This is a genomic window from Kitasatospora sp. NPDC004615, from assembly GCF_042873545.1.
Classification (GTDB): Bacteria; Actinomycetota; Actinomycetes; order Streptomycetales; family Streptomycetaceae; genus Kitasatospora.
This window is the reverse complement of sequence record NZ_JBIALQ010000001.1, coordinates 775,234-801,081: the sequence shown is the minus strand read 5'-3', so window position 1 is coordinate 801,081 and position 25,848 is coordinate 775,234. Positions and strand designations below refer to the sequence as shown.

Sequence of the window (25,848 nt, the reverse complement as noted above, 5' to 3'; positions counted from 1 at the left end):
TTCCGGTTCTCGACGGCGGCGGGATGCTCGGGTGGGTGGGTGGGGCGGGGCGGGTGAGGTCAGAGGGCGTTGCGGATGCGGGCCGCCGTCTCCGCCGCGTGAGCGTCGTCGCGGTAGTGGGTGCGGGGCCAGAAGAAGCCGCGCAGGCCGTCCTTGGGGTTGCGGGGGACGATGTGGGTGTGCAGGTGGGGGACGGACTGGCTGATCCGGTTGTTGGCCGCGACGAAGCTGCCGGCGGCGGCCGTGCCGCGTTCGACGGCGGCGGTGAGCAGGCGGACGCGGGTGTAGTAGGGGCCGGTCTCGTCCTCGGTGAGGTCGGTGAGGGTGGGGACGTGGCGGCGCGGGATGACCAGCAGGTGGCCGGGGAACAGTGGCCGGTGGTCGAGGAAGGCGTGGACGACGTCGTCGGCGAGGACGGTCTCGACCGGGACTTCGCCGGCGACGACACGGCAGAACAGGCAGTCCATCGCCCCATCATCACGGCGGGGCGCGCCGTCGGGGGAGACGGCGCGCCCCGGCAGGACGTCTCGTCAGGCGTGCGCCCAGGACGGGGCGGCGACCAGCGCGACCAGCTGTTCCTGGCTGAGTGCCGGGGCGTCGCGGGTGACCTGGTAGTTGGGCCCGTACGTCCAGAGTTTGGCGGTCACCATGGTGCCGTCGGGGAGCAGCGCGCCCGCGATCACCTCGGTGCCCTGGGTGTCTTTGGTGCCGTCGGGCCCGGGGACGGGGACCTCCTTGACGTAGGACCGGGTTCCGTCCGGGTGCTCCTTGAAGCGCCCGTCGAATCCGATGTTGCGGAACCTGGTGTCCGGGTCGGCGGGGAAGCCCCGCTGCCAGCCGTGTTCGACGGAGACGACCAGCTGGCTGGTGAGATTGGCGAGGGAGACGGTTCCGTGCACCCGTCCCGGGGTGTCCTGGGTGCCCGGGCCCGGGTCGAAGGTGGCGTCGGCGGGCAGCGTGACGCGCAGGGCGGCGAGTACGGCGGGGCTGCCGACGGGTGCGGCGGGCGGGACGGTGGAGGCGCGGAGGACGGTGAAGGCCGGCCGCCAGGCGTCGGAGGTGGCCACGGTCACCAGCCGTTCCTGGGTCAGCGGCGGCTGCTCGCGGGCCGGGTGGCCCGGGCGGCCGGAGGCGACCTCGGTGGCGTTGACGATCCGGCCGTCGGTGGTGGCGTACGTGACGGTCCAGACGCGGTCGCCGGCCTCCCAGCGCGGGGCGGTGGTGGTGGTGATCAGGCGGGAACCGTCGGGGCGGGTGGTGAGTTGGCAGGTGGCGGTCGGCTGGTTGAGGGTGTCGGGGCACTGCAGGGCGGCGGCGCTGTCGCTGAGCGGGGTGGCCAGCCGGTCGATGGTCAGCAGGACCCGGGCCGGGCCGTTGCCGTCGTCGTAGTCCATCCAGCCCATCGGGGTGTGAGCGGGCAGCAGGTCGTCGGGGGAGGTGCCCGCGGGGTCGATGATGCGGCCGTCGGCGGGCATCAGTGAGCTCAGAGTGTCGGACATGAAGGTCTGGCCGACGGGCGATGCGGCCGGTGCGGGACGCGCCGGGGAGCGGTCGGGCAGCAGGGCCAGCGCGCACCCGGCCGCGGCGACCAGGGCGAGCGCGGAGGCACCGGCCGCCCGGCGGCGGCGCACCCGGGTGCGGCCTCGGCGTTCGGCGGCCAGCGCGAACAGTTCGGTGGACGGTTCGGGGGCGGTGGCGGCGGAGGCCCGCAGGGCGCGGGCGAAGTCCTCTTCGGAAGTCATCGGCATTCTCCGGAAACGGTGCGGAGGGAACGTCAGGGGTGAAGGAGCGCGGCGATGCGGCTCCGGACAAGAAAGGAGCGTCAGGGCCGGACGAGCTCGTCGAACTGCCCGCCGAGCCGGGTGCGCAGGCGGCTGAGCGCGCGGGAGGCGCGGGAGCGGACGGCGCTCGGGGTGAGGCGCAGCGCGGTGGCGGCCTCCTCGACGCCGAGGTCCTCCCAGTAGCGCAGGACGAGCACGGCCCGGTCCTGCTGCGGGAGTTCGGCGAGTGCCTGGAGCAGGGTGACGCGCAGTGCGGGGTCGGCGGTGGGGGCGGCGGATTCGGCGAAGGTGTCGGTGACGTGTTCGCGGCTGCTGCGCCGGCGCCGGTGGCTGAGGAAGGTGTTGACCAGGACGGTCCGGGCGTATCCGGCGGGGTTCGCCATCCGGGAGACCCGCCGCCAGCTGCCGTAGAGCTTGCCGAGCGCCTCCTGCGCGAGGTCCTCGGCGAGGTGGGCGTCGCCACCGGTCAGCAGGTAGGCGGTGCGTACCAGGTCGCGGCCGCGGGCGGCTGCGAAGTCCCGGAACTCGAGGGGTCCGCCGTCGGCCCCGATCGTCGTCGTGCTGTCCATGCCCCTCTAACGCGGTGGGCCGGTGTTCTTGTCGCACCGTCGAATAATCGGCAGCCGATTGGCAGTTGAGCACGACAGGGCCGCGCGGGGTGTCGAAAACGGACACCGGTGGGCAAAGTGTGACGATGTCGCGGTGACCACCACCAGCGAGCCCAGTCAGGCGGCGGCCCCGCCCGTTCTCGACCGGCGGCAGCGGAACGTCGTGTTCGGCACCATCGTGCTCGGCATGCTGCTGGCCGCCCTCGACCAGACCATCGTCGGCACCGCGCTGCCCACCATCGTCGCGGACCTCGGCGGCGCCGCGCACATGTCCTGGGTGGTGACGTCCTATCTGCTCGCGGAGACCGTCACCACCGCGCTGGTCGGCAAGTTCGGCGACCTGTTCGGCCGCAAGGTGGTCTTCCAGGTCTCCGCGATCGTCTTCATCACCGGCTCGTTCCTGTGCGGCCTGGCCACCAACATGACGCTGCTGATCGCCTGGCGGGCTGTTCAGGGCGTCGGCGCGGGCGGCCTGATGGTCACCTCGATGGCGCTGATCGCGGACGTCATCCCGCTGCGCGAACGCGGCAAGTACCAGGGCGCGATCGGCGCGGTGTTCGGCGTCGCCACCGTGATCGGACCGCTGCTGGGCGGGCTGTTCACCGACCACCTGTCCTGGCGCTGGGCGTTCTACGTCAACGTGCCGATCGCCGTCCTGGTGGTGATCGCGGCGGCCCGGAACATCCCGGTGGTCCGCTCCGCCGCACGCCCCGTCATCGACTACGCGGGCATCGCGCTGGTCGCGGTCGGCGCCAGCTCCCTGATCCTGGCGACCAGTTGGGGCGGCAACGAGTACGCGTGGAGCTCGCCCGTCATCATCGGCCTGTTCGCCGGCGGTGTGGTCGCGCTCGGCCTGTTCTGCTGGGTGGAGACCCGCGCCGCCGAACCCACCCTGCCGATGCGGCTGTTCCGCAACCCGGTGTTCACGGTCTGCTCGGTGCTCAGCTTCATCGTCGGCTTCGCCATGCTCGGCGCGATGACCTTCCTGCCGACCTTCCTGCAGTACGTGGACGGCGACTCGGCGACCGTCTCCGGCGTGCGGACCCTGCCGCTGGTGCTCGGCCTGCTGATCGCGTCGATCTTCAGCGGCAACACGGTGTCCAAGACCGGCCAGTACCGGATCTTCCCGATCGTCGGATCGCTGGTGATGGCGCTCGGCCTGTACCTGCTCTCGCTGCTCAACGCAGGCACCAGCGCCTGGCTGGCCAGCCTCTACATGTTCGTGCTCGGCACCGGCATCGGCCTGTGCATGCAGGTGCTCACCATCGCCGTGCAGAACACCGTCGACTACGCCGACCTCGGTACCTCCACCTCCGGCGTCACCTTCTTCCGCACCCTCGGCTCCTCGTTCGGCACCGCCGTGTTCGGCACCATCTACACCAACGCGCTGCGGACCAACCTGGCCGACGGCGTCGCCGCGGCCGCCCGGGCCACCGGCGAGAGCCCCGAACAGCTCGCCGTCCGCGCACAGAGCCCGCACGGCGTCCAGGGGCTGCCGCCCGGCGCGGCCGAACCGGTCATCCGGGCCTACGCCGACTCGCTGCACACCGTGTTCCTGTGGACGGTGCCGGTCGCGCTGCTCGGCTTCGTGGTCGCGCTCTTCCTCAAGCAGGTCGAACTGCGCGACTCGGCCCGCGCCACCTGCACCGACATGGGCGAGGGCTTCGCGCAGCCGTCCTCCGGCGACTCCGCCAAGCTGCTCGAACTCTCCGTCGCCAAACTCCTCGCCGGCGTCGGACTGGACACCGCCCGGCAGGTCGTCGGCTCCTCCGGCACCCGGCTCGACATGGCCGGCGCCTGGGCCGTCATGCAGGTCGACCTGTTCACCCGCAGCGTCGGCCACGCCACCCTCAACCTGATCGCCGGGCGCCGCCGGATCCCCCCGGAGGTCCTCCGGCCGGTGTTCGACCGGATGGTCACCGAAGGCTTCCTGGACGTCCACGGCGGCTTCTACGCGCACACCGAGGCCGGCGAACGGGAGGCCCAGACCATCGGCCACGCCTGGTCCCAGTGGCTGTGCCAACGCCTGGAGCAGGACCGCGGCCGCCCCCGCAGCGCCGAACTGCGGGCCGCCGCCGACGCGATCGCCAAGCGCATGATCGTCGAGGACCTCGCCGAAGGGTTCCCGCAGAGCGGCGTGCCGACCGGCTCGCGCGCCTGAACCGCCGTCACGTCACCTCGGTGTTCGTCGGATCGGCGCCCCCGGCCTCACAGGGCGTCAGGCCGACCCGGCGGCGCCGTTCTCTAAGCTGGCCCCCATGCTCCTGTACGCCCCCGCGATCTTCTTCCTGCTGCTGACCGCCCTCGGCGTACGGCGCGACCGCCGCCGCTTCAGCAATGCCGTGTACCTCGGACTCGCCCTCACCTTCCTGGCCTTCGCGCTGCTCGCCACCCTCGGCCGGACCGACTCCGTGCTCGCGGAAACGGTCGTGATCGCGGTCGTCCTCGCCCCCGCCCTCGGCGTCCTGGTGCTCTCCGGGCTGCTGATCGCCAACGGCTTCAAGATGCTGCGCAAGGAAGGCCGCCGCCTCGGCAACCTGCTCTCGCTGCTCTGCGGCCTCGGCATCCTGGTGGTCGTCGCCCTGCTGATCGCCGCCACCCAGGCAGACTCGCCCGTGCTGGTGGTGATCGCCCGCACCACCTTCCTGCTCGCCAGCTACTTCTCCTTCCTCTTCCTGTGCTTCATCGGCTACGCCTACCTGTACGGCCGGCTGATCCCGCGCCAGGACGTCGACTACGTCGTGGTCCTCGGCTCCGGACTGATCGGCGGCACCCGCGTCCCGCCGCTGCTCGCCAGCCGCCTCGAACGCGGCCGCGCCCTGTACGAGCGCCAGGCCGCGAACGGCCGGCCGCCGCTGCTGATCACCTCCGGCGGCCAGGGCCCCGACGAGAAGCTGCCCGAGTCCCACGCGATGGCCGCCTACCTCACCGAACGCGGCTTCCCCGCCGACCGGATCGTCCTGGAGGACCGCTCCCGCACCACCGAGGAGAACCTCCGCTTCTCCCGCGAGCTGATGACCGCCGCGAACCCCGACTACCGCTGCATCGTGGTCACCAACAACTTCCACGCCTTCCGCGCCGCCATCCTGGCCCGCCAGGAAGCGGTCAACGGCCAGGTCGCCGGCTCCCCGACCGCCGCCTACTTCTGGCCGAGCGCCACCATCCGGGAGTTCGTCGCCGTGACCGTCACCCACAAGTGGATCAACCTGACGGTCTGCGGGCTGCTCACCCTGGTCTCCGTCACCGGGTAGCGCGGGTCCGGGCGGCGGAGTGGTTCGGGGGCAAAGTTATGCTGGTCGCCTGCACCGTTCAACGCCCGGGGGATCTGTCGTGCCGCCCACCTACGCAAGTCTCCCGGGGCCGCCCCCGCGGCGTCGCCTGCGGACGCTGCTGGGTGCGGCGGCGGGGGTGCTGCTGCTCGGGCTGATACCCGCCGTGCGGCACGAGGCCGAGGCGATGGCCGGCGAAGGCGGGCCGGACGGGCCCCGGCTGACGGTGGCGACCTGGAACATGTGCGGGGAGACCGTCTGGGGCTGCGGCAAGTACGGCGGCGGCGACCAGAAGATCAAGGTGATGCGCTCGATGGCGCAGGACCACGGGGCCCGGGCGATCCTGGTGCAGGAGGCCTGCCGGGGCGACCTGGACCGGGCCCGGGCCGGGCTCGGCGCCGCCTGGCAGCTCGCCTTCCAGCCGTACGAACAGGCGGACGAGGCGGGCGCGACCACGCCCGTGGACTGCGGCGGCGGACGCGGCGACGCCGGCATCGGCATCCTGGCGGCCGCCCCGCTGACGGACATCGCCCCGGTCTCAGCCCCCCAGCCCGAAAAAGGCCTGCGCCGCGGCATCCTGTGCGCGACGGCCGGCAGCGGCCCGAGGCTCTGCGTCGCGCACCTCTCGCTGCCCCCCGCCGACCGGTCCGACCGCGCCGCCGAACTCCGCGACGACCAGCTGTCGGCACTGCTCAAGGCGGCCGGGACGGGCGGTTCGGTGTTCGGCGGCGACTTCAACTCCTCGCCGCCCGGCCCGAACAACAAGGACGCCTGGATCTGGCCGGCCGGCTACTTCGACACCGTCCAGGAGTGCGCCCAGCAGTCGCCGGACCAGCGTACGGGCTTCGCGCCCACCCACGAGAACGGGTTCAAGCTGGACTACCTGTTCACCGCGCTGCCCCGGCACGGCTGCTCCCGGCTGGACACCAGCTTCTCCGACCACCAGGCGGAGCTGATCACCGTCGCCGCCGCCCTCTGACGGGGCGTCAGCCGCCGTAGCGCTGCAGGAGCGTGGGGTTGCGGGCCAGCGCACCGGCCACCACGAAGCCGACCTGCCCGGGGCTCGACACCCGGCCGTCGGCGTATGCCGCCCGGACCTCGACGGTGTGCCCGCCGCCGCGCCACCCCCACTCGGGCTGCCAGGTCCACAAGCCGTCCTCGACCGGGGCGCTGCCCAGCGCGTGCTCCCCGATGGCGAGGTCGACCCGGACCGCGCCGGGCGCGTGGCCGCTCAGCCGGACGACAGGGCCGGGGACGTAGCTGTTGTCCACCGGTTCGGTGACCACCGGCGCGGGCAGCGGTGGCGCCGCCTCGGTGATGGTGTGCTGGGTGCGGGGGGCCTGTCCGTCGATGGTGAACACCACGTCGGAGCGTTCGCTCTGGATGTTGCTGGCGTCGGCGGCGAACACGCGGAGCAGGTGCCGGCCCGCGGTGAAGGCCCGGTCGGCCTGCCAGGACCAGCTGCCGTCGGCGGCGACCGGGGCCGAGGCGACGTACTTGCCGTTCTCCCAGATGCTGACCCGCACGCCGCCCGGCGCGAAGCCGGTGATGGCCACGCCGTTCGGCGGGAGCACCGCCTCCGCCGGAGGAGAGGTGATCACCGGGCGGGGGAAGGAATCGCCCCTGACCTGCGAGGTGTCCTTGAGGAAATGCTCGATCGCGGCGAGGTCGGGCTCCGGAACCTCGCCGCCGTTGGTGATCAGGCCGATCCGCGGGACCACGCCGTCCACCAGCAGGTTGAGGATGCCCATGAGGGTGGGCAGGTTCCGCAGCGTCACCTTGCCATGGCCGGTGATCAGCACCGAGTCGTTGTAGATGAAGTTGAAGTTCGAGTAGCCCTGGAAGAGCTGGACGAACGGCTGCACCTGTCGCAGGTACTGCTCGTCCTGCGGGGAGGTGATCAGGTAGATGTTGGCGTTCCGGTGGGGGCTGGCCATCACCAGGTTCGGCAGGACGGCGTCGAGGACGGCGACGTTCTGCTCGGTCACCTCACCCATCATCAGCCGGGCCGCGCTGGGGATGCCGTCCAGCACGTAGGAGCCGATGCTGAACTGGGGCACGCTGGCGACGATGTTGCCGAAGCCGTACTTGAGGCCGTAGAACAGCGCCGCGCTGCCCCCCTTGGAGCTGCCGAAGACGGTGACGTCCTGCGGCGTCAGGTGCAGCGAATGCATCACCCGGGTGATCACCCCGGCGACGGACTGCTCCAGCGAGAAGTCCATCCGCTTGCACAGGTAGTAGCTGTTGGCGCCCTCGAAGGAGTCGCGGATCCACAGGATGTTGCCGCGCACCTTGTCCAGGACGCCGTTGCCCCAGCCGTACTCGTCCGGTGCGGTGAAGTTGGCGAACACCACGACCAGGTGCCGGTTGCCGTTGCGGGCGTGCGAGAAGCGGTACTCGATCGGGACGGCGCCCGTGGTGTCCACACCGGTGAAGATGCGGCGGGTGTGCTTGGCCTGATCAGCCATTTGCCGGGTCCAATCGTCTGCGCAGTTCTGCCTGGAGGTCGCGTGGCGGCTCCACCGCCGCCGCCGTGACCTCGTCGAGGTCACGGAAGGAACGGGAGCCCGGCTGGGTGCTGCCGAGCGAGCGGAACGAGGGTGCCGACACGTTCTGCGGCGGCTCCGCCAGGTCGCCGCCCGCGACCAGGATCCGGTCCGCCAGGCGGACCGAGGCGTACCCGTCGTCCAGGTCGCAGAAGGCCTCCTGGAAGCGCCGGTAGCGCTCGGCGTAGCGGGCGTGCACCCCGTCGGCGTAGCGGATCGCGGTGATCAGCTGGGCGGACTCGGCGAGCAGCGGCCCGGGGGCGCTGGTCTCGAAGTCGAAGTAGAAGCCGCGCAGGGTGTCGCGGTAGTGCTCCAGGTCGTAGGTGAAGAACAGGATGGGCCGGCCGGTGTTGACGAAGTCGAACATCAGCGAGGAGTAGTCGGTGATCATCACATCGGTGATCAGCGACAGGTCGGCCATGTCGGGGTAGTCGGAGACGTCGTGGACGAACCCGTCGCCGGCGCCGGGGACCGGGTCGACCACGTTGGGGTGGCGGCGGACCAGCAGCACGTGGTCCGTGCCGAGCCGGGCCCGGGCGTCGTCGAGGTCGATCCGGAAGTCGAGCTTGTACCGGCCGGGCGCGTAGTACTGGTCGTCGCGCCAGGTCGGGGCGTACAGCACGACCCGCTTGCCGTCGGGGATGCCGATCCGCCGGCGGATCCCGGCGGCGCGCTGCTCGGTGCCCGGGCGGCGCAGCACGTCGTTGCGGGGGTAGCCGCATTCGACGATCTCGCCGGGGAAGCCGAAGGCGCGGCGCAGGATCGGGGTGGAGAAGGTGTTCGGCGAGACCAGCAGGTCCCAGTTCTCCACCTCGGTGGCGAGGCGTTCCAGGTAGCGCTTGTCGGCGAAGTGGACGGCCTCGATGTCGTGGCCGATCTTCTTCAGCGGGGTGCCGTGCCAGGTCTGCACGACGACCTGGCCGGGGCGCTTGCGGAACCAGTCGGGCAGGTGGTTGTTGGCGACGATGTACCGGCTGGTGGCGAGCGCCTCGTACCACTCGGGCGACCACATGCGGACGGCGCGGGCGGTGGCGGGGACGTCCACCTGGTCGTCCTTGACCACCCACAGGTGCTCCAACGGGACCTGGCGGCGCACCAGTTCCTCGTGGACGGCGCGCGGGCTGTCGGAGTACTGGGTGCCCTTGAACGCGTCGAACAGCACGGCGGGCCGGACGGGCTGCTGGCGGGCGGCGGGGTACGCCTTGGTGCGCAGCAGCTTCTGCCGGTAGGGGCCGCGGGCGTGGTCGGGCATCGCGGAGTGCACCTGGAGCGAGAGCCGGTCGTAGCTCTCGGCCTGGAGTTCGTAGCCGCGCCCGTCGCTCTCGACGGCCTGCGGGAGGCCGGGGATGGCGTCCTGCTCCAGCTTGAGCATCAGGTCGGGCAGCCGGTCGGCGGGTGCGGTGCGGGCGGGGTCCTGGCGGCGCAGGTAGAGGTCCCAGCGGCCGGCGGAGAGCGGGACGGTGCCGGCCAGGGTGCGGATCCGGGCGGGGGCGAAGCGGGCCCGGAAATAGTCGCCGATCAGGTCGAGCGGGACGACGCGTTCGGTGCCCTGGGCGCGGGAGCGCAGCACCAGGTGGACCTGGTGGCGCAGTTTGGCGGGGACCAGGTGCAGGGCCGGGTAGCGGCCGACGATCTCCAGGGTGCCGTCGTCCTCCCAGGCGTACCGGGTGACCAGCGGGAGGGTGGCGCGTTCGAACAGCACCAGGTAGCCGGAGCCGTTGCGGTGGACGACGAGTTCGCGGTCGCCGTCCGCGGTCTGCAGGCTGTCGGGGAGGCGGTGGTGGCCGTCGGGGGTGTCCTCGGCCATCACCGGATACATCGTCATCTTGCGCCCGGCGACGTGGAAGGTGGTCTTCCAGCCGTTGGCGCCGAGGTCCCAGGACTGCGGAACGGCCTCGTCGGCGCCGTTCGCGCGGTGCGCGGGCACCAGGGAGCGCAGCGGGACGCGGACGGTGAAGGTGCACCAGCCCTCACCGCCGGGGGTGAAGCGGACCGGAGCCTGGGTGCGGCCGGCGCCGCCGAGGCTGACCAGCCGCAGCTGGCCGCTCTCGGGGACGGTCGGGCCGAGGTAGACACCGCGCAGTTCGAGGTGCTCGCCGGTGATGCGGTGCCCGGTGATCCGGCAACGGACCACCTCCACCCGGAGCTTGAGCCGGTTCTGCACGAACAGCGGCAGCACCCGGGTGTTCTTGTCGACATACCGGTAGGGCGGGTTGGCGGCGCTGCCGACGCCGCCGCGGTCCAGGCCGCGGTAGCGGAACAGGCCGCGGCTGAGCACACCGGCCGCGACGTCCCAGGTGCCCTCGGCCCACTGGCCCTTCTGCTTGAGCCGGTTGGTGTCGAAGGCGGCGCTGAAGCCCGACCAGTCGTAGCAGTAACGGTTCTGGTTGGAGTGCTCGGTGGCCTGCGGGGCGTAGACGGTGCGGGTGGGGACCAGCAGCATCCGGTCCTGCTTGGTGTTGCGCAGGGCCAGCGCCTTGACCGACATGTGCCGCTTGTGGACGTTCACGAAGCGGATGTACGCGCTGCCGGAGAGCTCCAACCGGTCGCCGTTCCAGCGGACTTCACCGATCGAGCCGTGCAGCGAGAGCTCCTTGCCGAGCCGGTACGCCTTGCGGCCGATGCCGACCCGCCGGTCGCCCAGGTGCGGGTACTTGAGGTAGCGGCGGAAGCGGCGCTGGACCGGCATCGGGCCGCCGCGCCGCTCGAACTCGACCACGTCGAGCAGTTCCTGGAGCAGCCGGCGGCGCACCAGCAGCCACTTCACCCGGGCCTCGGCGGGCAGTTCCTCGATCAGGTCCTCGCCGGCCTCGTCCAGGAACTCGTTGGCCCACTGGATGAAGGAGAGCTGGTACTCCTCGTCGCCGTCGGGCAGCGCCTTCAGATGGAGCATCAGGTCGGAGGTGAGGCAGGCCAGGTCGTACTTGCGCTTGGACTCGGCGAAGCTCTTGGAACGGTGCCCGCCCAGGAAGCGGCTGACGGACAGCACGGCGGAGACCCGGTCGCGCAGGTTGTCGATCTCGTGGTGGCGCTGGGTGATGGAGGGCGCGGCGTTGCCCTCGCGGCGGCGCCAGTAGTAGACGACGTCCGTGATGGTGTCGACCTTGGCCGCCCGGAAGTGGGCGAACATGTTGACCCAGGAGTCCTCGTACAGGACCCCCTCGGGGAACTCGATGTAGTAGTAGTCCCAGAAGCTGCGCCGGAACAGCTTGTTCCACACCGTGCGGTCGTAGATCAGCTTCTCGAACCTGGTGATGTGGGTGCCGCGCCGGTTGGCCTCCATCGGGCCCTTGTGCAGCGGCGACTGCCACTTCTTGGTGGAGTTCATCATCTGCACGTTGCCGGAGACGAAGTCCGAGCCGGACTCCTCCAGGGTGCGCAGCAGCGTCTCGTAGGCGTGCTCGGGCACCACGTCGTCGCCGTCGGCGAACACCAGGAACTCGGCGTCGGGGTGGAGCGCGCGCAGACCGGTGTTGCGGGCGTGGCCCGGGCCGTTCGCGTCCTGCCGGATCAGCCGGAAACGCGTGTCCCGGGCGCACATGTTCTGCGCGATCGCGGTGGAGGCGTCGGTCGAGCCGTCGTCCACCAGGATCACCTCGAAGTCGCGGAACGACTGGCGGGCGATGGACTCCAGGCATTCGGCGAGGTACATCTCGACGTCCTGGAACGGGACGACGACGCTCAGCTTCGGCGGGTGGGCAAGCACGGATCCGCTCCTCCGTCAGCCGGTGGCGGCCGGGACGGGCTTGTCCTCGCGCAGCGCCTGCCAGAGCTTCTGCGCGCGGGGCTCGTCGGCGATCACCCGGTCGTGGTCGATCCGGTCGGTGACCACCGGGAGCATCACGGTCTTCATCCGCTCGGGCTGCAGGCCCTTCATGCTCTGCGCGAAGTCGAGCAGGCCGTTCACCGAACCGAGGTCGGTGTCGGTGGTCAGCGCCTTGGTGGCCGCGTTCGCCACGCCGTACGCCTTGGTCGGGCTGGAGAGGGTGCCCTTGCGCTGGAGCTGGGAGAGGACGGAGAGCAGGAACTTCTGCTGGAGGCCGATCCGGCCGAGGTCGCTGCCGTCGCCGATGCCGTGCCGGGTACGGACGAAGGCCAGTGCCTGGGTGCCGTCCAGGGTGTGGGTGCCGGCCGGCAGGTGCAGGCCGCTGTACTTGTCGTCGATCGCGACGTCGGTGGTGATCTCCACGCCGCCCATCGCGTCCACGAGTTCCTTGAACCCGGCGAAGTCGATCTCGACGTAGTGGCTCATCCGCAGGCCGGTGATGGTCTCGACGGTCTTCACCACGCAGGCCGGACCGGCCGTGGTGTACACCGAGTTGAACATCACCCGGGGCGCGGCGGGCACCTGCTTGCCGTCGGCGGTGGTGCAGGCCGGCCGGGCCACCATGGTGTCGCGGGGGATGCTGACCACGGTGGCGTTGGCGCGGCCCTGCGGTATGTGCACCAGCATCGCCGTGTCCGAACGGGCGGTGCCGCCGGTGTCGCCGCCCGCCAGTTCGGCGTTGTCGCCGCCACGGGAGTCCGAGCCGAGCACCAGGATGTCCTGCGCGCCGGTGGGCAGGACGGCCGGGCGGTCCTCGCCGAGCGCCTTGTCGATGTCGACGGTGTCGAGGTTGCCCTCCAGGTGGTGGTACATCCACAGCCCCGTCCCGCCGACGGCCAGGCCGAGCGCGAGCACCACGCCGCCGCCGATCAGCAGGACCCGCCGGCCTCGGCGACGCGGCTTCGGCCGCCGGCCCGGGGCGGCGGCAGCGTCGGTCTTCGGTCCGGCCGACACGCCGTCAGTCTGCGCCATGGATCGAGCATCCTCCCAGTTCACGGGCTGCGGTGCGTACCCGGAGGGGTCATGCTCTCACGCGTTGTTCATGTCCTGTTGGTTTTTTGATCACAGACCTATACCGACTCTTTGCGTTTCCATCACATCACCCTCCGTGACCATGCGCCTTTTTCGTTGCACGGAGGGTGACATTTGATGATGCCGCGTCAGGTGGTCGGGAGGTGCCCGGTTCTGACTGGGGGTCGGCTGCGTCAGGGGCCGGTGTCCGCGGCGACGAAGGTGTACGCGCCGAGTTCGAGGAACAGGGCGTCCTCGAGTTCGGGTACGCCGGTGAGCGGGACGGCGAGCCGTCGTTCCAGCACCCCCGGGTTGTTGGTCACCGGGTTGTAGGCCCGCAGCACGATCCGGGCGTCGCACGGCAGGGGCTGGTCGAGCTGGATCACCACCGTGACGGTGCCGGAGTAGTTGGCGGGCAGCAGGATCGAGCGGGTGTACCCCTCGTCGGTGCCGGGCGAGTAGATCTGCGCCACCAGGCTGAACGGGGCCTGCTGGTCGGTGTTGGAGAAGGTCGCGGTGCCGTTCGGCAGGTCGGTGCCGGAGACCCCGAAGACGAACCGCGTCGGGTAGTTGTTGAGGTTGCAGATCGCCAGGTTGGCGAGCACGTAGTTGGTCTGCCGGCACGGGATCACGTCGATGTTGCGCCAGCCGACGTTGGGGTTGTACCTGACCCAGTTCAGGTAGTCGACGATCGAGCTGAACGTGGGCAGGGTCGCGGACATCGGGTGGGCGGGGGTGTCCACGGTGGTGATCGTGCAGTAGTGGCCCGGCGGCGTGTCGCTCGGGAAGAGGAAGGCGGACCTGCTGACGCAGATCCGCCCGGGTGGGATCTCCCGCGAGCCGCCGCGGACGGTGAACGGCGCACTGGTGCCGCCGCCCTCCGCGTTGATCGGCGTCCAGGCCCGTGGGTCCAGGAGCAGTCCGCCGGGGGCGAAGTAGAGCCTGACGTTGCCGGAGCTGGGGCAGTTGGCTCGCAGGTTCTTTCCGCGGACGTAGATGCGGTTGAGCCTGCCCTGCACGATCGGATGGCGAATCCCGAGGTCGGGGCCGGGATAGCTGGACTCCAGCAGGTCGAAGTCGAGGATGTCGCTCCCGAAGGGGATGATGTCCGGCGACTCCCAGACCGGGTCGGCGGTGGGCGTCTGTCCCATGTCCTGGAAGTTGTCCCGGACCAGGATGTCGTCCCAGTTGGCGGCTGCGTTCATGGTTCCTCCCGAGAATCTCTTCGCGCCGACGGGCATGCGTCGGTTCCGCGTGGGCGGGCAGGTGGATGGCCGTGGTCGTCGGGACGGTGAATGCGCCCGTTCGGGGGAACGTCCCGGTGCAGTCAATGTACGTGCCCGAACCATTCGGCCCAATCCATCGGAAGGGTGAACGTGCGTCACGCCGTGTTGCCGTCAGAGGCCCGCGGCCAGGCCCTTGGCCAGCGTGAGCAGGCCGCCGGCCAGGGCCAGACCTAGGACCAGACGCCGGAGGGGGCGGTCCGGGACGCGGCCGGACAGCAGGTGGCCGACGGCACTGCCGGCGGCGACGGCGCCCGCGGCGACCGTCCACTGCGCGCCCGACAGCGCGGGCACGCCCTTCGCGGTGAGGGACATCGCGTTCACGGCGAGGCCGAAGAACTGGGCGTTGGGGAGGAACTCGCGGGCCGACCAGCCGCAGTTCGCCGCGTACAGCGACACCGCCGGCCCGCCGACACCCGCCGCCGCGTTCAGCAGCCCGCCGGCGGCGCCCGCCGCGACCGCGCCCGGCACCCCGCGCAGCGCCGCCGCCCGCACGCCGAGCATCACCATCACCGACGCCGCGCTCACCACCAGACCGATCGCCACCAGCAGCACCGCCTCGGGCGCGGCCGCCGCCAGCCGGGCCCCGAGCGGCACGGTGAGCGCGGCCGCCAGGACCAGCGGCACCATCCGTCCGGGTCGCACCCCGCGCCACCCGGCGGCCAGCCCGAGCACGCTGATCGCCCCTGACGCGCAGTTCGACAGCCCCACCCCGCCCGCCGGCCCGAGGATCAGCACCAGCACCGGCGCGGCGATCAGCGCGAACCCCACCCCGGACAGCCGCTGCACCGCCGCCGCGGCCAGCACCACGACCCCCATCGCCGCGATGCCCATGCCTACGGAAGTTCGGGACGCACCAGAGCCTTCGCGAAGGGCTCGCCCGTGCGTCGGGCGTGGGTCATCCGCTCGCGCACCTCGACGAGGGTGCGCGGGCGGTAGCCGGGGCCGCCGCAGCAGCCCTTGTGGAAGCGGACACCGGCGTGCAGCAGGACCGACAGGGTCCGCCAGGCGGCGGTGTCGCGCCGTCGGGGTGCGGCGAAGGCGGAGCCCACGTGGATCAGCGGCTCGGCGCAGCGCGGGCAGCGGCGGTCGTGCCGCTCGTGCATGTCCCGGTAGGGCTGCTTGTAGGAGGCGCGGCAGGGCAGGCAGACGTAGGAGGTCTTTCCGGCGGGCATGGTGGTCAGGGTAGGGCCTGCCGCGCCGGATTTCCCGTCAATATTCGGGCGGGAGCCGGCTGTTACCAGGTGAAGGGGGAGACCCCCGCGCCGAGGCGGGTGGCGGTCAGCGAGTGGCGCAGGCGGCGGTAGGCGGCGTCGTCGAAACGGCCGGCCCGGGGGTGCAGGACGGTGGCGGCGGACAGTGCCACCGCGTCGGGGAGGATCGCGGACCAGCCGGCGTGGCCGGACAGTCCGGCGGCGAGGGCGGCGACGGCGGAGTCCCCGGCGCCGGTGGGGTTGCCGGTGACGGGGGCGGACGGGGCGCAGCGCCACGCGCCGTGGGCGTCGACGGCGAGCAGGCCGTCGGGGCCGAGCGAGGCGAGGACGGACTCGGCGCCGCGGCGGAGCAGGGTGCGGGCGGCGTCGTGCGGGTCGGGCAGGCCGGTGGCGGCGGTGAGTTCGGCGGCGTTCGGCTTGATCGCGGTGGGCCGGGCGGGCAGTGCGGCGAGCAGCGCGGGGCCGTCCGCGTCGAGCACCACGGGGATGCCGAACCCCCGTCCCAGCGTGACGAGTTGGGCGTAGCCGTCGGCGGGGGCGCCGGGCGGGAGGCTGCCGGAGAGGACCAGGACGGCGGCCTGCGGGAGGTGCCGTTCGGTCTCGGCGAGCAGCGCGTCCCACTCGGCGCCGGCGAGCTCCGGGCCGGGCTCGTTGAACATGGTGGCGTCGGCGGTGTCGACCACGGCGACGGTGCGGCGGGTGTCGCCGGCCACCGGGACGGCGGCGTGCTCGAGGCCGGCGGCGGCGAGTTCGGCGCGCACGGCCTCGCCGGTGGGGCCGCCGAGCGGCAGCACGCAGCGGGCCGGGTGGCCGAGCGCGGTGAGCACCCGGGCCACGTTGACGCCCTTGCCGCCCGCCTGGGTGGCCATGCCGGTGACCCGGTGGCTGGTGTACGGGCGGACGTGGGGGACGGAGTAGGTGACGTCCAACGCCGGGTTCGGTGTGACGGTGAGGATCATGAGGGACGCCCCGTGAAAGTCTCGACTGACTGAAAGTGCTTGATCATAGCCATGTTCGAGCAGCTTCGATCATCCCGGTCCATGAATGCGGGGGTCTCACTTGAGCAACCGGGACAGTCGCCGGTCGGCCAGCACCCGGCCGCCGGTCTGACAGGTCGGGCAGTACTGGAGCGAGGAGTCGGCGAAGTTCACCGAGCGCACCGTGTCCCCGCACACCGGGCAGCTCTCGCCCGCCCGGCCGTGCACCGCCAGGTGGGCCTTCTTCTCGGACTTCAGCCCGCCGGCCGGCGCCGCCCGCAACTGCTCCAGCGCGCCGCCCAGTTCGCGTCCGACGGCGGCGTGCAGCCGGGCCAGTTGCCCGGCGTCGAGCGAGGACGCCAGCGCGTACGGGGAGAGCCTGGCGGTGTGCAGGATCTCGTCGGAGTAGGCGTTGCCGATCCCGGCCAGCACGCTCTGGTCGGTGAGGAAGGTCTTCAGCCGGTGCCGGGCCCCGGCGGCGAGGGCGGCGAGCTGCTCGGGGGTGACGGCGAGCGCGTCGGTGCCGAGCCGGGCGATGCCGGGGACCTCGCGAGGGTCCGTCACCACGTAGGCGGCGAGGCGCTTGGTGGTGCCCTGCTCGGTGAGGTCGAAGCCGCTGCCGTCGTCCAGCACCAGCCGCAGCGCGAGTGGGCCGCGCCGGCTCGGCGGCCGGGCCGGGAAGGACTCCCGCCGGTGCACCCAGCCGGCCCGGGCCAGGTGCACCACCAGGTGCGGGCCGCCGTCGGTGGCCAGGTCGAGGAACTTGCCGTGCCGGGAGACCCCGCTGACGGCCCGTCCGGCGAGCGCCCGCACCGGCGGGTCGAAGGTCTTCAGGGCGGTGATCGACAGCACGTCCACGCGCTCCAGCACGCGGCCCGCGCAGACGGTGGTCATCCACTCGGCGAGCGCCTGCACTTCGGGGAGTTCGGGCATCCGTCCAGTCTGGCCCGGCCCCGGCCGGGCGGGCCACCGGGGCGGTTGACGGGTGGCCGCCGTCGCGCGCTAAGTTGTCTGTACAAGTCGGCGGTGGGGAGCTGTGGGAGGGGGATGCCGGTGGGCCAGGAAGCCGTGCCGTTCGTGGTGTTGGCGGCCGCGCTGCTGCACGCGGTGTGGAACGCGCTGGTGCACGGAGTGCGCGACCGGTTGGCCGGGGTCGCGCTGATGAACGTGGTCTTCGTCGCGTTCGGCGCGCTCTTCGCGCTGTTCGTGCCACTGCCCGGGGTCCGCGCCGTGCCGTACCTGCTGGCCTCGACAGCGCTTCAGGTGGGCTACCAGCTGCTGCTGGCCCGGGCCTACCGGCTCGGCGACTTCGGCCAGATGTACCCGATCGCCCGCGGCACCTCCCCGGCGGTGGTCGCGCTGCTCGCCGCCACCGTGCTGCACCACCCGATGCCGGCCGGGCAGGTGGTCGCCGTCGCGGTGATCTCGCTCGGCCTGGCCGGGCTCGCGCTGGTCGGCGGGTGGCCGCGCCGCGAACAGCTGCCGGCGCTGGCCGCCGCGCTCGGCACCGGCGTCCTGATCGCCGGCTACACCGTGGTGGACGGGAGCGGGGTGCGGGCCGCGGCCTCCACCGGCGGCTACATCGCCTGGATGTTCCTCCTCCAGGGGCTGGCCGTCCTCGCCGCCGTCCTCGCCGTCCGCGGCCGCACCCTGCGGCCCGCGCTGCGCGAGGGCCGTACCGCCGCGCTGGCCGGCGGCCTGATGTCGCTCACCGCGTACGGCCTGGTGGTGTGGGCGCAGACCGTCGGCGACCTGCCCACCATCGCCGCCCTGCGGGAGACCTCGATCGTGATCGCCGCCCTGATCGGCACCCTCGTCCTGCGTGAACGCCTCGGCACCCTCCGGCTGGCCGCCAGCGCGACCGTCCTGACCGGGATCGCCCTGCTGGAGTTCGCGCACTGAGGTCTCGGGACAGGGCGAACGGCGGGGGCCGGGTGCGGCCCCGCCGCCGGACGGTGTCAGGCGGGTTCTAGGTGACGATGGCGCCGGAGCGGGCGGTCGCGTTCGTGGCGGCGTACCTGGACTAACTGCTGCCGCACCTGGCGCTGGTGCGGATGTCGCCCGGCGCCCGCTACCGGATCGGCGCGTACCGGTTCTGGCACCGCCACCTGACGGTGCTGCTGGCGGGCACCCCGGCTCCGGAGCACACCGCGCACGCCCTGCCGGCGGCGCTGGCCGCCGAACACGTCACGGCGCTGCTGCCCGGGCTCGGCGAGCAGCGGCTGCGCGCGGGTGCCGAGCGGCTGGCCCGCGCCGCGTTCGCCGGGCCGGCCTGACGGCCCGTCAGGACTCCGTGCCCGAGCGGTAGTACAGCCATTCGCCGCCGGCCACTGCGCGGCGGGCCAACTCGGCCAGTGCGGGCAGGAGTTCGACGGCGGAGGCGGGAGTGTCGGGATCGTGCGGGCGCAGCGTGCCCAGCTCGGCCGGGCTCGCGGTGGCCAGGGCGTCACGGACGATCGGGGTGAACTCGAACGTCCAGGGGTCTTCCGTGTAGTTCGGGGCCGCCGACACGAAGCAGCCCCAGGCGGCCAGGTCGATCTCCGGCCAGACCAGCCCGGTGATCAGATCGGCGTCCGACTCGGCGTCGATCAGTTGATCCAGCAGCCAAAGGACGTCGGCCGGCCCGGTGACGCCGTCGTACGTGGGCAGCGCGGTGCCGCCGCCGAGGGTGGTGAGGACGGCGGCGGCACTCGGGGCGCGGAAGAATTCGAGGTCGTCGGACACGCGGTCAGCCGGAGAGGCTGCAGTAGAGGTGCTGCTCGGCCTTCTTGGCGCGGCGGGCCAGGACGCCCAGGCGGTGGATCAGCTGGACGAGTTCGGCGGCCGGGACGGGCCGGAGCTCCTCGGCGCGGGCCCAGCGGGCGGCGAGTTCGGGCAGCCGCTTGCGTTCGATGGTGGCGAGGGCGTCGCGGGTCTCGTCGGAGAGTTCCACCACCCAGGGCCCGGTCATCCAGGGGTCCTCCTGGTCGACCTCGGTGACCGCCTCGTCGTCCCCCGTCGTCCAGGGCTGCGGCCCGGTCGGCCAGATCGAGCGGTCGGGGGCGCCGCCGGGCTCGAACTCCTTGGCGTCGATGGCGGCCACCAGCCGGCGCAGCACCGTGGTCGGGTCGACCCGCTTGGCCCGTACGGATTCGAACGACTCGGCGGGCTTGGCCGTCTTGTCGGCCATCACCGTCCGCACCGCCGTGTCGTCGGCGGCCCGGAAGTAGTCGGTCTGGAAATCAAGGTCCAGGTTCATGTCGCTCGCTCCCCTCGCTCGGCAAGATGCCCAGTGGACCACGGCGAACGGACGCTTGGGTACCGGGCCTCCGGTTCGCCACCGTCCTGTGATCTTCCCGCCACCGCGGGGGCGCCTCCCCGACAGCCGACGGGGGGAGCGGGCCGCGCGACGCCACCGCACTGGACGTAGGCGCGGCCCGTCCCGGTCAGTAGTTGCCGGGGATGTTCGCGGACCGGCAGGCCTGCGCGAACTGCGGGGTGCAGATCTCCTCGGCCTTGTACAGTCCGGCCGCGACGATGGTCTCGGCGACCCGCGCCTTGGTGACGACCACCGGGCTGAGCAGCCTGGACGGGATCTGGGCGCCGCCCGATTCGGTGATCGTGGAGGCCACCGAGGTGACGTCGATGCCCTTGACCAGGTAGACCGCCATGTTGGCGGCGGCCTCGGCCTCCGGCAGGTACGGCTTGTAGATGGTGTAGGCCTGCTCGCCGGTGAGGATCCGTCGCACGGCGTCCAGCGAGGCGTCCTGACCGCCGACCGGGACGTCGCCCCGCCCAGCCTTGCGCAGCTCGTCGATGATCGCGCCGGCCATGCCGTCGTTGGCGGAGTAGACGGCCTGGAAGCCGTTCTTGCCGAGCCTGTTGATCGCCTCGTTGACCTTGGCGGCGGCCACCTCGGGCTTCCACTCGCCGGACTGCTCGTAGGCGATCCGCTTGACCTTGCCGTCCAGCGCGTGGTGCGCGCCGGCCTTGAAGTCGGCGGCGTTCGGGTCGGTCTCCGCGCCGTTGATCATCACGATCTCGGCGCCGGCCGCCTTATTGCCGAGCGCTTCCAGCAGGGCCTGGCCCTGGAGTTCGCCGGTGCGCTTGTTGTCGAAGGAGATGTACGCGGCGACGTTGCCGGCGGCCAGCCGGTCGTACGCGATGACCTTGGTGCCCTTCCGGGTGGCCTCGTCCACCCACGGGGCGGTGACGGCGGCGTTCACCGGGTCGAGCAGGATCACCTTGACGCCGCGGGCGAGCAGCGCGTCGAACTGCTGCTTCTGCGCCTTCTCGTCGCCGTCGGCGTTGGCGTAGTCGATGGTGCACTTGGTGCACAGGCCGCTGACCTGGGCCTCGATCAGTGGCTTGTCGAACGCCTCGTACCGGGTGGAGGAAGCGCGCTCGGGCAGCAGCAGGCCGATCGCCTGGTTGCCCGACGACGAGGGTTTGTCGCTTCCGCAGGCGGCGAGCGACAGCGTCATCGACACGGCGGCCGTGCCGATGACGAGTCGACGCGTCATCGAATTCATGGTGGGTGGTGCCTCCCTGACAGCGCCGCGTCCTTGCGGCGAGAGTGAAGGGGAGTCAAGCCCACCCGTCATGTGTCGTCAAGAAGTAAACCACTGGTCAGGGCGGTAGGGCCAAGTCGTTACCTTCTTGAAGGCTGACCGGAAGGTTGGTCTGCGGAGCGTTCAGCGCTCGTTGCGGGCCACCAGGAACACCCCGCCGACGACTATTGCGCCGCCGAGCAGGATCGGCCAGGTCAGCGCCTCGGAGAGGAACAGCCACCCGAGGAACACCGCCACCACCGGGTTGACGTACGCGTAGGTGGCGACCAGCGGCAGCGGTGCGCGCTGAAGCAGCCAGGCATAAGACGTGAACGCGACGATCGAGCCGAACAGCACCAGGTACCCCAGCCCCACCCAGGACGCGGTGGACACCGCCGCCGGGTCGAACTCGCCCGGCTCGCCCCGCAGGAACGCCAGCGCGAGCGCACCCACCGCGCCCGCCGCCATCTCGTACACGCTCGCCACGAACGGGTCGGCCGGCATCGGCAGCCGGCCCGCCAGCACCGAGCCCAGCGCCCACACCAGTGCGGCGGCCACCACCAGCAGCAGCCCCGACAGTCCCACCTCGCCGGTCAGGCCCGGCGCGGTCAGCACCGCCAGGCCCACCAGGCCGAGCAGCACGCCCGCCAGCGTGGCCGGGCCGGTCCTGGTGCCGAACGCCCGGCGCAGCAGCACCACCCACAGCGGCACGCTCGCCACCATCAGCGCCGCCAGCCCCGACGGGACGGTCCGCTCCGCCAGCACCACCATGCCGTTACCGCCGCACAGCAGCAGCACGCCCACCAGTGCGGCGGAAGCGAATTGACGCCACGTCACGCGCAGCACGCCGATCCCCCGGCGGGCCGCCAGACCCGCCGCCAGCAGCACCGCGGCCGCCGCGAACCGCAGCGCGCCCGACAGCAGCGGCGGCATGGTCTCCACCACCACCCGGATCGCCAGATAGGTCGATCCCCACACCACGTACACGATGCCGAGCGCCGCCCAGACCGCCGCCCCCAGCCCCGCCGGGCCGGCGGCCGAACGGGGCGAACCGGAGGCGGGCGAGCCGTCGGCGGGCGAGCCGGGGGAGGAGCCGGGGGATGGGCAGTCGGGGTCGGCGGCGGGCTGCGGAGAGGGCGCGGACATGGGCGTCTCCTTCTGATACTCCTGACAGGGGTCCGGCGGAATGACACCACACTCCGCCCGCGCCCCAACAGAGGGTTTCAGCAGCCGATACGGGCAGAACCCCGAACCCGCACGCCGGGCAGGGCCGACCGGATGAACCGGCGCACCACCGCACCCCCAACCGGCCCCACCCCGGCCGCCACACCTGGTAGGCATGGGGACGGCCGAGCGCAGCCGACCCGAGGAGCGGCCGCATGGCATGGTTCGCCGCACCCGAGTACCGGCTCGCCCGCGAGCTGTTCCTGCGCCTGCTCGCCCTCGTCTACCTGTGCGGATTCCTCGCCGCCGCACGCCAGTTCCGCCCCCTGCTCGGCAGCCGCGGCCTGCTCCCGATCCCGCGCTTCGTCGCCCGCGTCCCGCTGCGCCACGCCCCCAGCCTGTTCCACTGGCACTACAGCGACCGCTTCTACGCCACCGTCGCCTGGACCGGCACCGCCCTCGCCGCCGCACTGCTCGCCGGAGCCGCGAACGCGGTGCCGCTCGGCTTCGCGATGGCCCTGTGGGTGATCGTCTGGGCGCTCTACCTGTCGATCGTCAACGTCGGGCAGACCTGGTACGCCTTCGGGTGGGAATCCCTGCTGCTCGAAGCCGGCGCACTCGCCGTGTTCCTCGGCAACGCCTCCACCGCGCCACCCCTGCTCGGCATGTGGCTGCTGCGCTGGCTGCTGTTCCGCGTCGAATTCGGCGCCGGACTGATCAAATGGCGCGGCGACGAATGCTGGCGCAAGCTCACCTGCCTCTACCACCACCACGAGACCCAGCCCATGCCCGGCCCGCTCAGCTGGTTCTTCCACCACCTGCCCCGACCCCTGCACAAGGCCGAGGCCGCAGCCAACCACTTCGTCCAACTCGTCGTCCCCTTCGGCCTGTTCCTCCCGCAGCCGATCGCCTCCGACGCCGCCCTGCTGATGATCGCCACCCAGCTCTGGCTGATCGCCTCCGGCAACTTCGCCTGGCTGAACTGGCTCACCGTCGCCCCCGCCCTCGGCACCCTCGACACCGGCACCCTGCGCCGCGTCCTGCCGATCGCCCCCGACCCGCACTACCCCGCCCAACCCGCCTGGTACCAGGGCCTGGTGGCCGCCTACACGCTGCTGGTGGCGGCCCGCTCCTGGCAACCCGTGCGCAACCTGCTCTCCCCCCGGCAGCAGATGAACCGCTCCTTCGACCCGCTGCACCTCGTCAACACCTACGGCGCGTTCGGATCCGTCAACCGGGTGCGGTACGAGATCGTCCTCGAAGGCACCCGGGACGCAGAAGGCGTGCACGGCTGGTGCGAGTACGAGTTCCACGGCAAACCCGGCGAACTCCGGCGACTGCCACGGCAGTTCGCGCCCTACCACCTCCGCCTGGACTGGCTGATGTGGTTCGCCGCGATCTCCCCGGCCTACGCCCGCACCTGGTTCCTGCCGCTGCTCGCCCGCCTCCTCGTCAACGACCAGGACACCCTGCGCCTGCTGCGCCACAACCCGTTCCCCGGCACCCCGCCCGCCCTGATCCGGGCCCGCCTCTACCGCTACCGCTTCACCACCGGCCCCGAACTCCGCGACACCGGCGCCTGGTGGCACCGCAGCCCCCTGCGCGACTACCAGCGGCCCGTCGGCCTCGCCGAACTGCACCGACTCGTCCCAGGAGCCCACCGGTGACCCGCCCCGGCCCCCGCCCGCCGACCGGGAAAGGCGTACTGTCGGTGGCGCTCCCTACCGTACGGACCACGCGACCGGGCCCCGGCCCGACGCCACCGGACCGGCGCGGCCCGGCAATTCACGGGGTCAGGTGCTGCAAGCGTCGAACGCGCACCCGTATTCTGGCCTACCGCGACGCCACCGCCGCCGCAACCACCCCGCCCGCACCCCTGCCCGCCACACGCCACGAACCGGACTTCACATGACTGTGCGCACCCTGAACGACGCCGACGACGCCGCGTCCGAGACCGCGTCCGCGACGGACGGCGAGACCCGCCAGAGCACCCGTGAGGAGCTCGGCCGGTTCGCCGACCAGGGCGGCTTCGCGCTCAACCACGAGACCAACCCCTGGCTGGAAGCCGCCGAAACCCTCACCGGCCCCGAGGACGCCCGCGCCGCGTCCACCGTCCTCGCCGAACTCCGCAGCCGCGACACCCGCGCCGTCGGCAAGGCAGCCAACGCCATCGCCGACAAGGCCGGCCTGCGCATCCCCGACACCCTCGCCGGCCTCACCACCCTGCTCAACCTGCTCCAGCGCGTCCACGCCACCTCCGCGACCCTGCGCACCGAGGTCTACGAGCACGACCTGGACCAGCTCGCCGCCGCCACTGGCACCAGCGGCTACCGCAAGTACGAGGACATCAAGCTCGGCTGGAACCGCCGCCGCCAGCTGCGCGCCCAGGCCCGCGCCCTCACCCCCGCCGGCACCCGCGCCCCCGGCCGTGCCGAGCTGCACAGCGCGCTCGTCGCCGCCGCGGCCGCCCACCGCGACTGGAAGGCGCTCGCGGCGGACGTCGCCGGCTCCTCCCGGCCGTCCGTGCCCGTGGACGGCGCGCTGCTGACCGAGACCGCGAACGTCGTCGACTCCCTCGCCGACGCCGTCCGTTCCCTCACCCGCCTCCTCCCCGAGCGCGCCCTCGACTCCCTCCCGCTCGGCGAACTCGCCGACCTCGTCGACCGCCTCGCCGCCGACGAAGGCACCCTCTACCGCCTCTCCACCCTCCGCCAGCTCCGCCTCGAACTCGCCGAGCAGGGGCTGACGGAGCTGCTGGAGGAGCTGACGGAGCGTCAAGCCGACAAGGACGCTGCGCTCGCCGCCTACGACCGTCACCAGTCCGCCCGCGCGGCCCTGGCGGCCGGGCCGCGGCAGGCGGCGGACGGGGCGGTTGTTGAGGACTCGGCTGTTGAGGCCGACGTTGAGGCCGAGGCCGACGCGGAGGTTGTTGTCGAGGAGCCGGCTGTTGAGGTGGAGGCGGTCGTGGAGACCGTTGCCGAGACGGAGGTTGAGGCCGAGGCTGCGCCCGAGGTTGCGGTTGAGGAGCCGGTTGCCGAGGTGGAGGCGGTCGTGGAGACCGTTGCCGAGACGGAGGTTGAGGCCGAGGCTGAGGCTGCGCCCGAGGTTGCGGTTGAGGAGCCGGTTGCCGAGGTGACGGTCGAGGTCGAGGCTGAGGCGGCTGCTGAGGTTGAGTCGGAGACCGAGGCTGCGGCCGAGGTTGAGGTCGAGGCGATGGTGGAGCCGGTCGCCGAGGCGGAGGTTGAGCCTGCGGCTGCTGTTGAGGAGCCCGCTGCCGAGGCTGAGGTCGCGGTTGTCGCGGAGCCTGAGGCCGAACCGGCCGCGGAGGTTGAGCCGGAGACCGAGGCTGAGCCGGTTGCCGAGGCTGCGACCGAGGTTGAGGCCGAGCCCGTTGTGGAGCCCGTCGCCGAGGCGGAGGTCGAGCCCGAGGCTGGGGCTGCGCCTGAGCTTGCTGTTGAGGAGCCGGCTGCCGAGGTTGAGGTCGAGGCCGAGGTTGCTGATGAGCCGGTTGCCGAGGTGGCGGCTGACGTGGTTGCGGAGGAGCCGGTTGCGGAGGTGACGGCCGAGGTTGAGGCCGAGCCGGTTGCGGAGGTTGAGCCGGAGGTCGAGGTTGCGGCCGAGGTTGAGGTTGAGGCCGTCG

At 72.1% G+C, this 25,848-nt stretch carries 22 protein-coding genes; 7 read left to right on the top strand and 15 right to left on the bottom strand.

All coding sequences use genetic code 11. The features are described 5' to 3' along the window. Positions 1-59: 59 nt before the first annotated feature. The 3 genes from ACFYS8_RS03710 to ACFYS8_RS03700 form a co-directional block, all read right to left on the bottom strand. Positions 60-467, bottom strand: coding sequence for an HIT family protein (locus ACFYS8_RS03710; RefSeq protein WP_387635225.1), 408 nt, complete (start codon positions 465-467; stop codon positions 60-62). A 63-nt stretch (positions 468-530) separates the two neighbouring features. Then, the gene (locus ACFYS8_RS03705; protein WP_387635222.1) at positions 531-1,742 is read right to left on the bottom strand and encodes a hypothetical protein; all 1,212 of its coding nucleotides are present in this window, start codon (positions 1,740-1,742) and stop codon (positions 531-533) included. An 80-nt stretch (positions 1,743-1,822) separates the two neighbouring features. After that, positions 1,823-2,350 carry a SigE family RNA polymerase sigma factor gene (locus ACFYS8_RS03700; protein WP_387635220.1) on the bottom strand — a complete coding sequence of 176 codons (528 nt, stop codon included), beginning with the start codon at positions 2,348-2,350 and terminating at the stop codon, positions 1,823-1,825. Positions 2,351-2,483: 133 nt separating this feature from the next. On the opposite strand from ACFYS8_RS03700, the gene ACFYS8_RS03695 reads away from it, so the two are divergent. From ACFYS8_RS03695 to ACFYS8_RS03685, 3 genes are all read left to right on the top strand, one after another. Beyond that, entirely contained in the window at positions 2,484-4,550 is a 2,067-nt protein-coding gene (locus ACFYS8_RS03695; RefSeq protein WP_387635217.1) for an MDR family MFS transporter, read from the top strand. A 97-nt stretch (positions 4,551-4,647) separates the two neighbouring features. Then, on the top strand, positions 4,648-5,640 hold the full coding sequence (locus ACFYS8_RS03690) for a YdcF family protein (protein WP_387635214.1): 993 nt from the start codon (positions 4,648-4,650) through the stop codon (positions 5,638-5,640). 79 nt (positions 5,641-5,719) lie between these two features. Further along, the gene (locus ACFYS8_RS03685; RefSeq protein ID WP_387635211.1) at positions 5,720-6,637 is read left to right on the top strand and encodes an endonuclease/exonuclease/phosphatase family protein; all 918 of its coding nucleotides are present in this window, start codon (positions 5,720-5,722) and stop codon (positions 6,635-6,637) included. 7 nt (positions 6,638-6,644) lie between these two features. On the opposite strand, the gene ACFYS8_RS03680 is transcribed toward ACFYS8_RS03685, so the two are convergent. The 8 genes from ACFYS8_RS03680 to ACFYS8_RS03645 all read right to left on the bottom strand — a co-directional run bounded on the left by ACFYS8_RS03680 (position 6,645) and on the right by ACFYS8_RS03645 (position 17,448). Next, positions 6,645-8,126 (bottom strand): hypothetical protein, encoded by a 1,482-nt coding sequence (locus ACFYS8_RS03680; RefSeq protein ID WP_387635208.1) that lies wholly within the window; start codon positions 8,124-8,126, stop codon positions 6,645-6,647. Next, positions 8,119-11,910, bottom strand: coding sequence for a CDP-glycerol glycerophosphotransferase family protein (locus ACFYS8_RS03675; protein WP_387635206.1), 3,792 nt, complete (start codon positions 11,908-11,910; stop codon positions 8,119-8,121). The genes ACFYS8_RS03680 and ACFYS8_RS03675 overlap by 8 nt, the downstream gene beginning before the upstream one ends. Before the next feature lie 15 nt (positions 11,911-11,925). Next, positions 11,926-13,002, bottom strand: coding sequence for an LCP family protein (locus ACFYS8_RS03670; protein WP_387635203.1), 1,077 nt, complete (start codon positions 13,000-13,002; stop codon positions 11,926-11,928). Positions 13,003-13,235: 233 nt separating this feature from the next. Then, positions 13,236-14,246: a hypothetical protein gene (locus ACFYS8_RS03665; RefSeq protein ID WP_387635200.1), complete on the bottom strand. Its 1,011-nt coding sequence runs from the start codon at positions 14,244-14,246 to the stop codon at positions 13,236-13,238. A 192-nt stretch (positions 14,247-14,438) separates the two neighbouring features. Then, positions 14,439-15,158: a TSUP family transporter gene (locus tag ACFYS8_RS03660; RefSeq protein ID WP_387635198.1), complete on the bottom strand. Its 720-nt coding sequence runs from the start codon at positions 15,156-15,158 to the stop codon at positions 14,439-14,441. A 2-nt stretch (positions 15,159-15,160) separates the two neighbouring features. Continuing rightward, the gene (locus ACFYS8_RS03655) at positions 15,161-15,499 is read right to left on the bottom strand and encodes a deoxyxylulose-5-phosphate synthase (RefSeq protein ID WP_387635196.1); all 339 of its coding nucleotides are present in this window, start codon (positions 15,497-15,499) and stop codon (positions 15,161-15,163) included. Between the two features lie 62 nt (positions 15,500-15,561). Continuing rightward, positions 15,562-16,497, bottom strand: a complete 936-nt coding sequence (locus tag ACFYS8_RS03650) for a 1-phosphofructokinase family hexose kinase (protein WP_387635193.1) — start codon at positions 16,495-16,497, stop codon at positions 15,562-15,564. Positions 16,498-16,593: 96 nt separating this feature from the next. Further along, the gene (locus ACFYS8_RS03645) at positions 16,594-17,448 is read right to left on the bottom strand and encodes a DNA-formamidopyrimidine glycosylase family protein (RefSeq protein WP_387635190.1); all 855 of its coding nucleotides are present in this window, start codon (positions 17,446-17,448) and stop codon (positions 16,594-16,596) included. Positions 17,449-17,568: 120 nt separating this feature from the next. On the opposite strand from ACFYS8_RS03645, the gene ACFYS8_RS03640 reads away from it, so the two are divergent. After that, positions 17,569-18,417: an EamA family transporter gene (locus ACFYS8_RS03640; RefSeq protein WP_387635188.1), complete on the top strand. Its 849-nt coding sequence runs from the start codon at positions 17,569-17,571 to the stop codon at positions 18,415-18,417. A 146-nt stretch (positions 18,418-18,563) separates the two neighbouring features. After that, a complete protein-coding gene (locus tag ACFYS8_RS03635; protein WP_387635185.1) occupies positions 18,564-18,791 on the top strand; it encodes a hypothetical protein in 228 nt (75 codons plus the stop codon). Positions 18,792-18,798: 7 nt separating this feature from the next. Here the strand turns inward: ACFYS8_RS03635 and ACFYS8_RS03630 are convergent, their stop codons facing one another. The 4 genes from ACFYS8_RS03630 to ACFYS8_RS03615 form a co-directional block, all read right to left on the bottom strand. After that, the gene (locus ACFYS8_RS03630; protein WP_387635183.1) at positions 18,799-19,239 is read right to left on the bottom strand and encodes a hypothetical protein; all 441 of its coding nucleotides are present in this window, start codon (positions 19,237-19,239) and stop codon (positions 18,799-18,801) included. Positions 19,240-19,243: 4 nt separating this feature from the next. Further along, positions 19,244-19,753 (bottom strand): hypothetical protein, encoded by a 510-nt coding sequence (locus ACFYS8_RS03625; RefSeq protein ID WP_387635181.1) that lies wholly within the window; start codon positions 19,751-19,753, stop codon positions 19,244-19,246. A 187-nt stretch (positions 19,754-19,940) separates the two neighbouring features. Then, positions 19,941-21,026, bottom strand: a complete 1,086-nt coding sequence (locus tag ACFYS8_RS03620; protein ID WP_387635179.1) for a sugar ABC transporter substrate-binding protein — start codon at positions 21,024-21,026, stop codon at positions 19,941-19,943. Positions 21,027-21,188: 162 nt separating this feature from the next. Then, a complete protein-coding gene (locus ACFYS8_RS03615; RefSeq protein ID WP_387635176.1) occupies positions 21,189-22,190 on the bottom strand; it encodes an EamA family transporter in 1,002 nt (333 codons plus the stop codon). A 233-nt stretch (positions 22,191-22,423) separates the two neighbouring features. Between ACFYS8_RS03615 and ACFYS8_RS03610 the strand changes: the two genes are divergently transcribed. Beyond that, positions 22,424-23,875, top strand: coding sequence for a lipase maturation factor family protein (locus tag ACFYS8_RS03610; RefSeq protein ID WP_387635174.1), 1,452 nt, complete (start codon positions 22,424-22,426; stop codon positions 23,873-23,875). Between the two features lie 241 nt (positions 23,876-24,116). Further along, positions 24,117-25,848, top strand: a 1,732-nt coding sequence (locus ACFYS8_RS03605; protein ID WP_387635171.1) for a hypothetical protein, incomplete at its 3' end; no start/stop codon positions are given.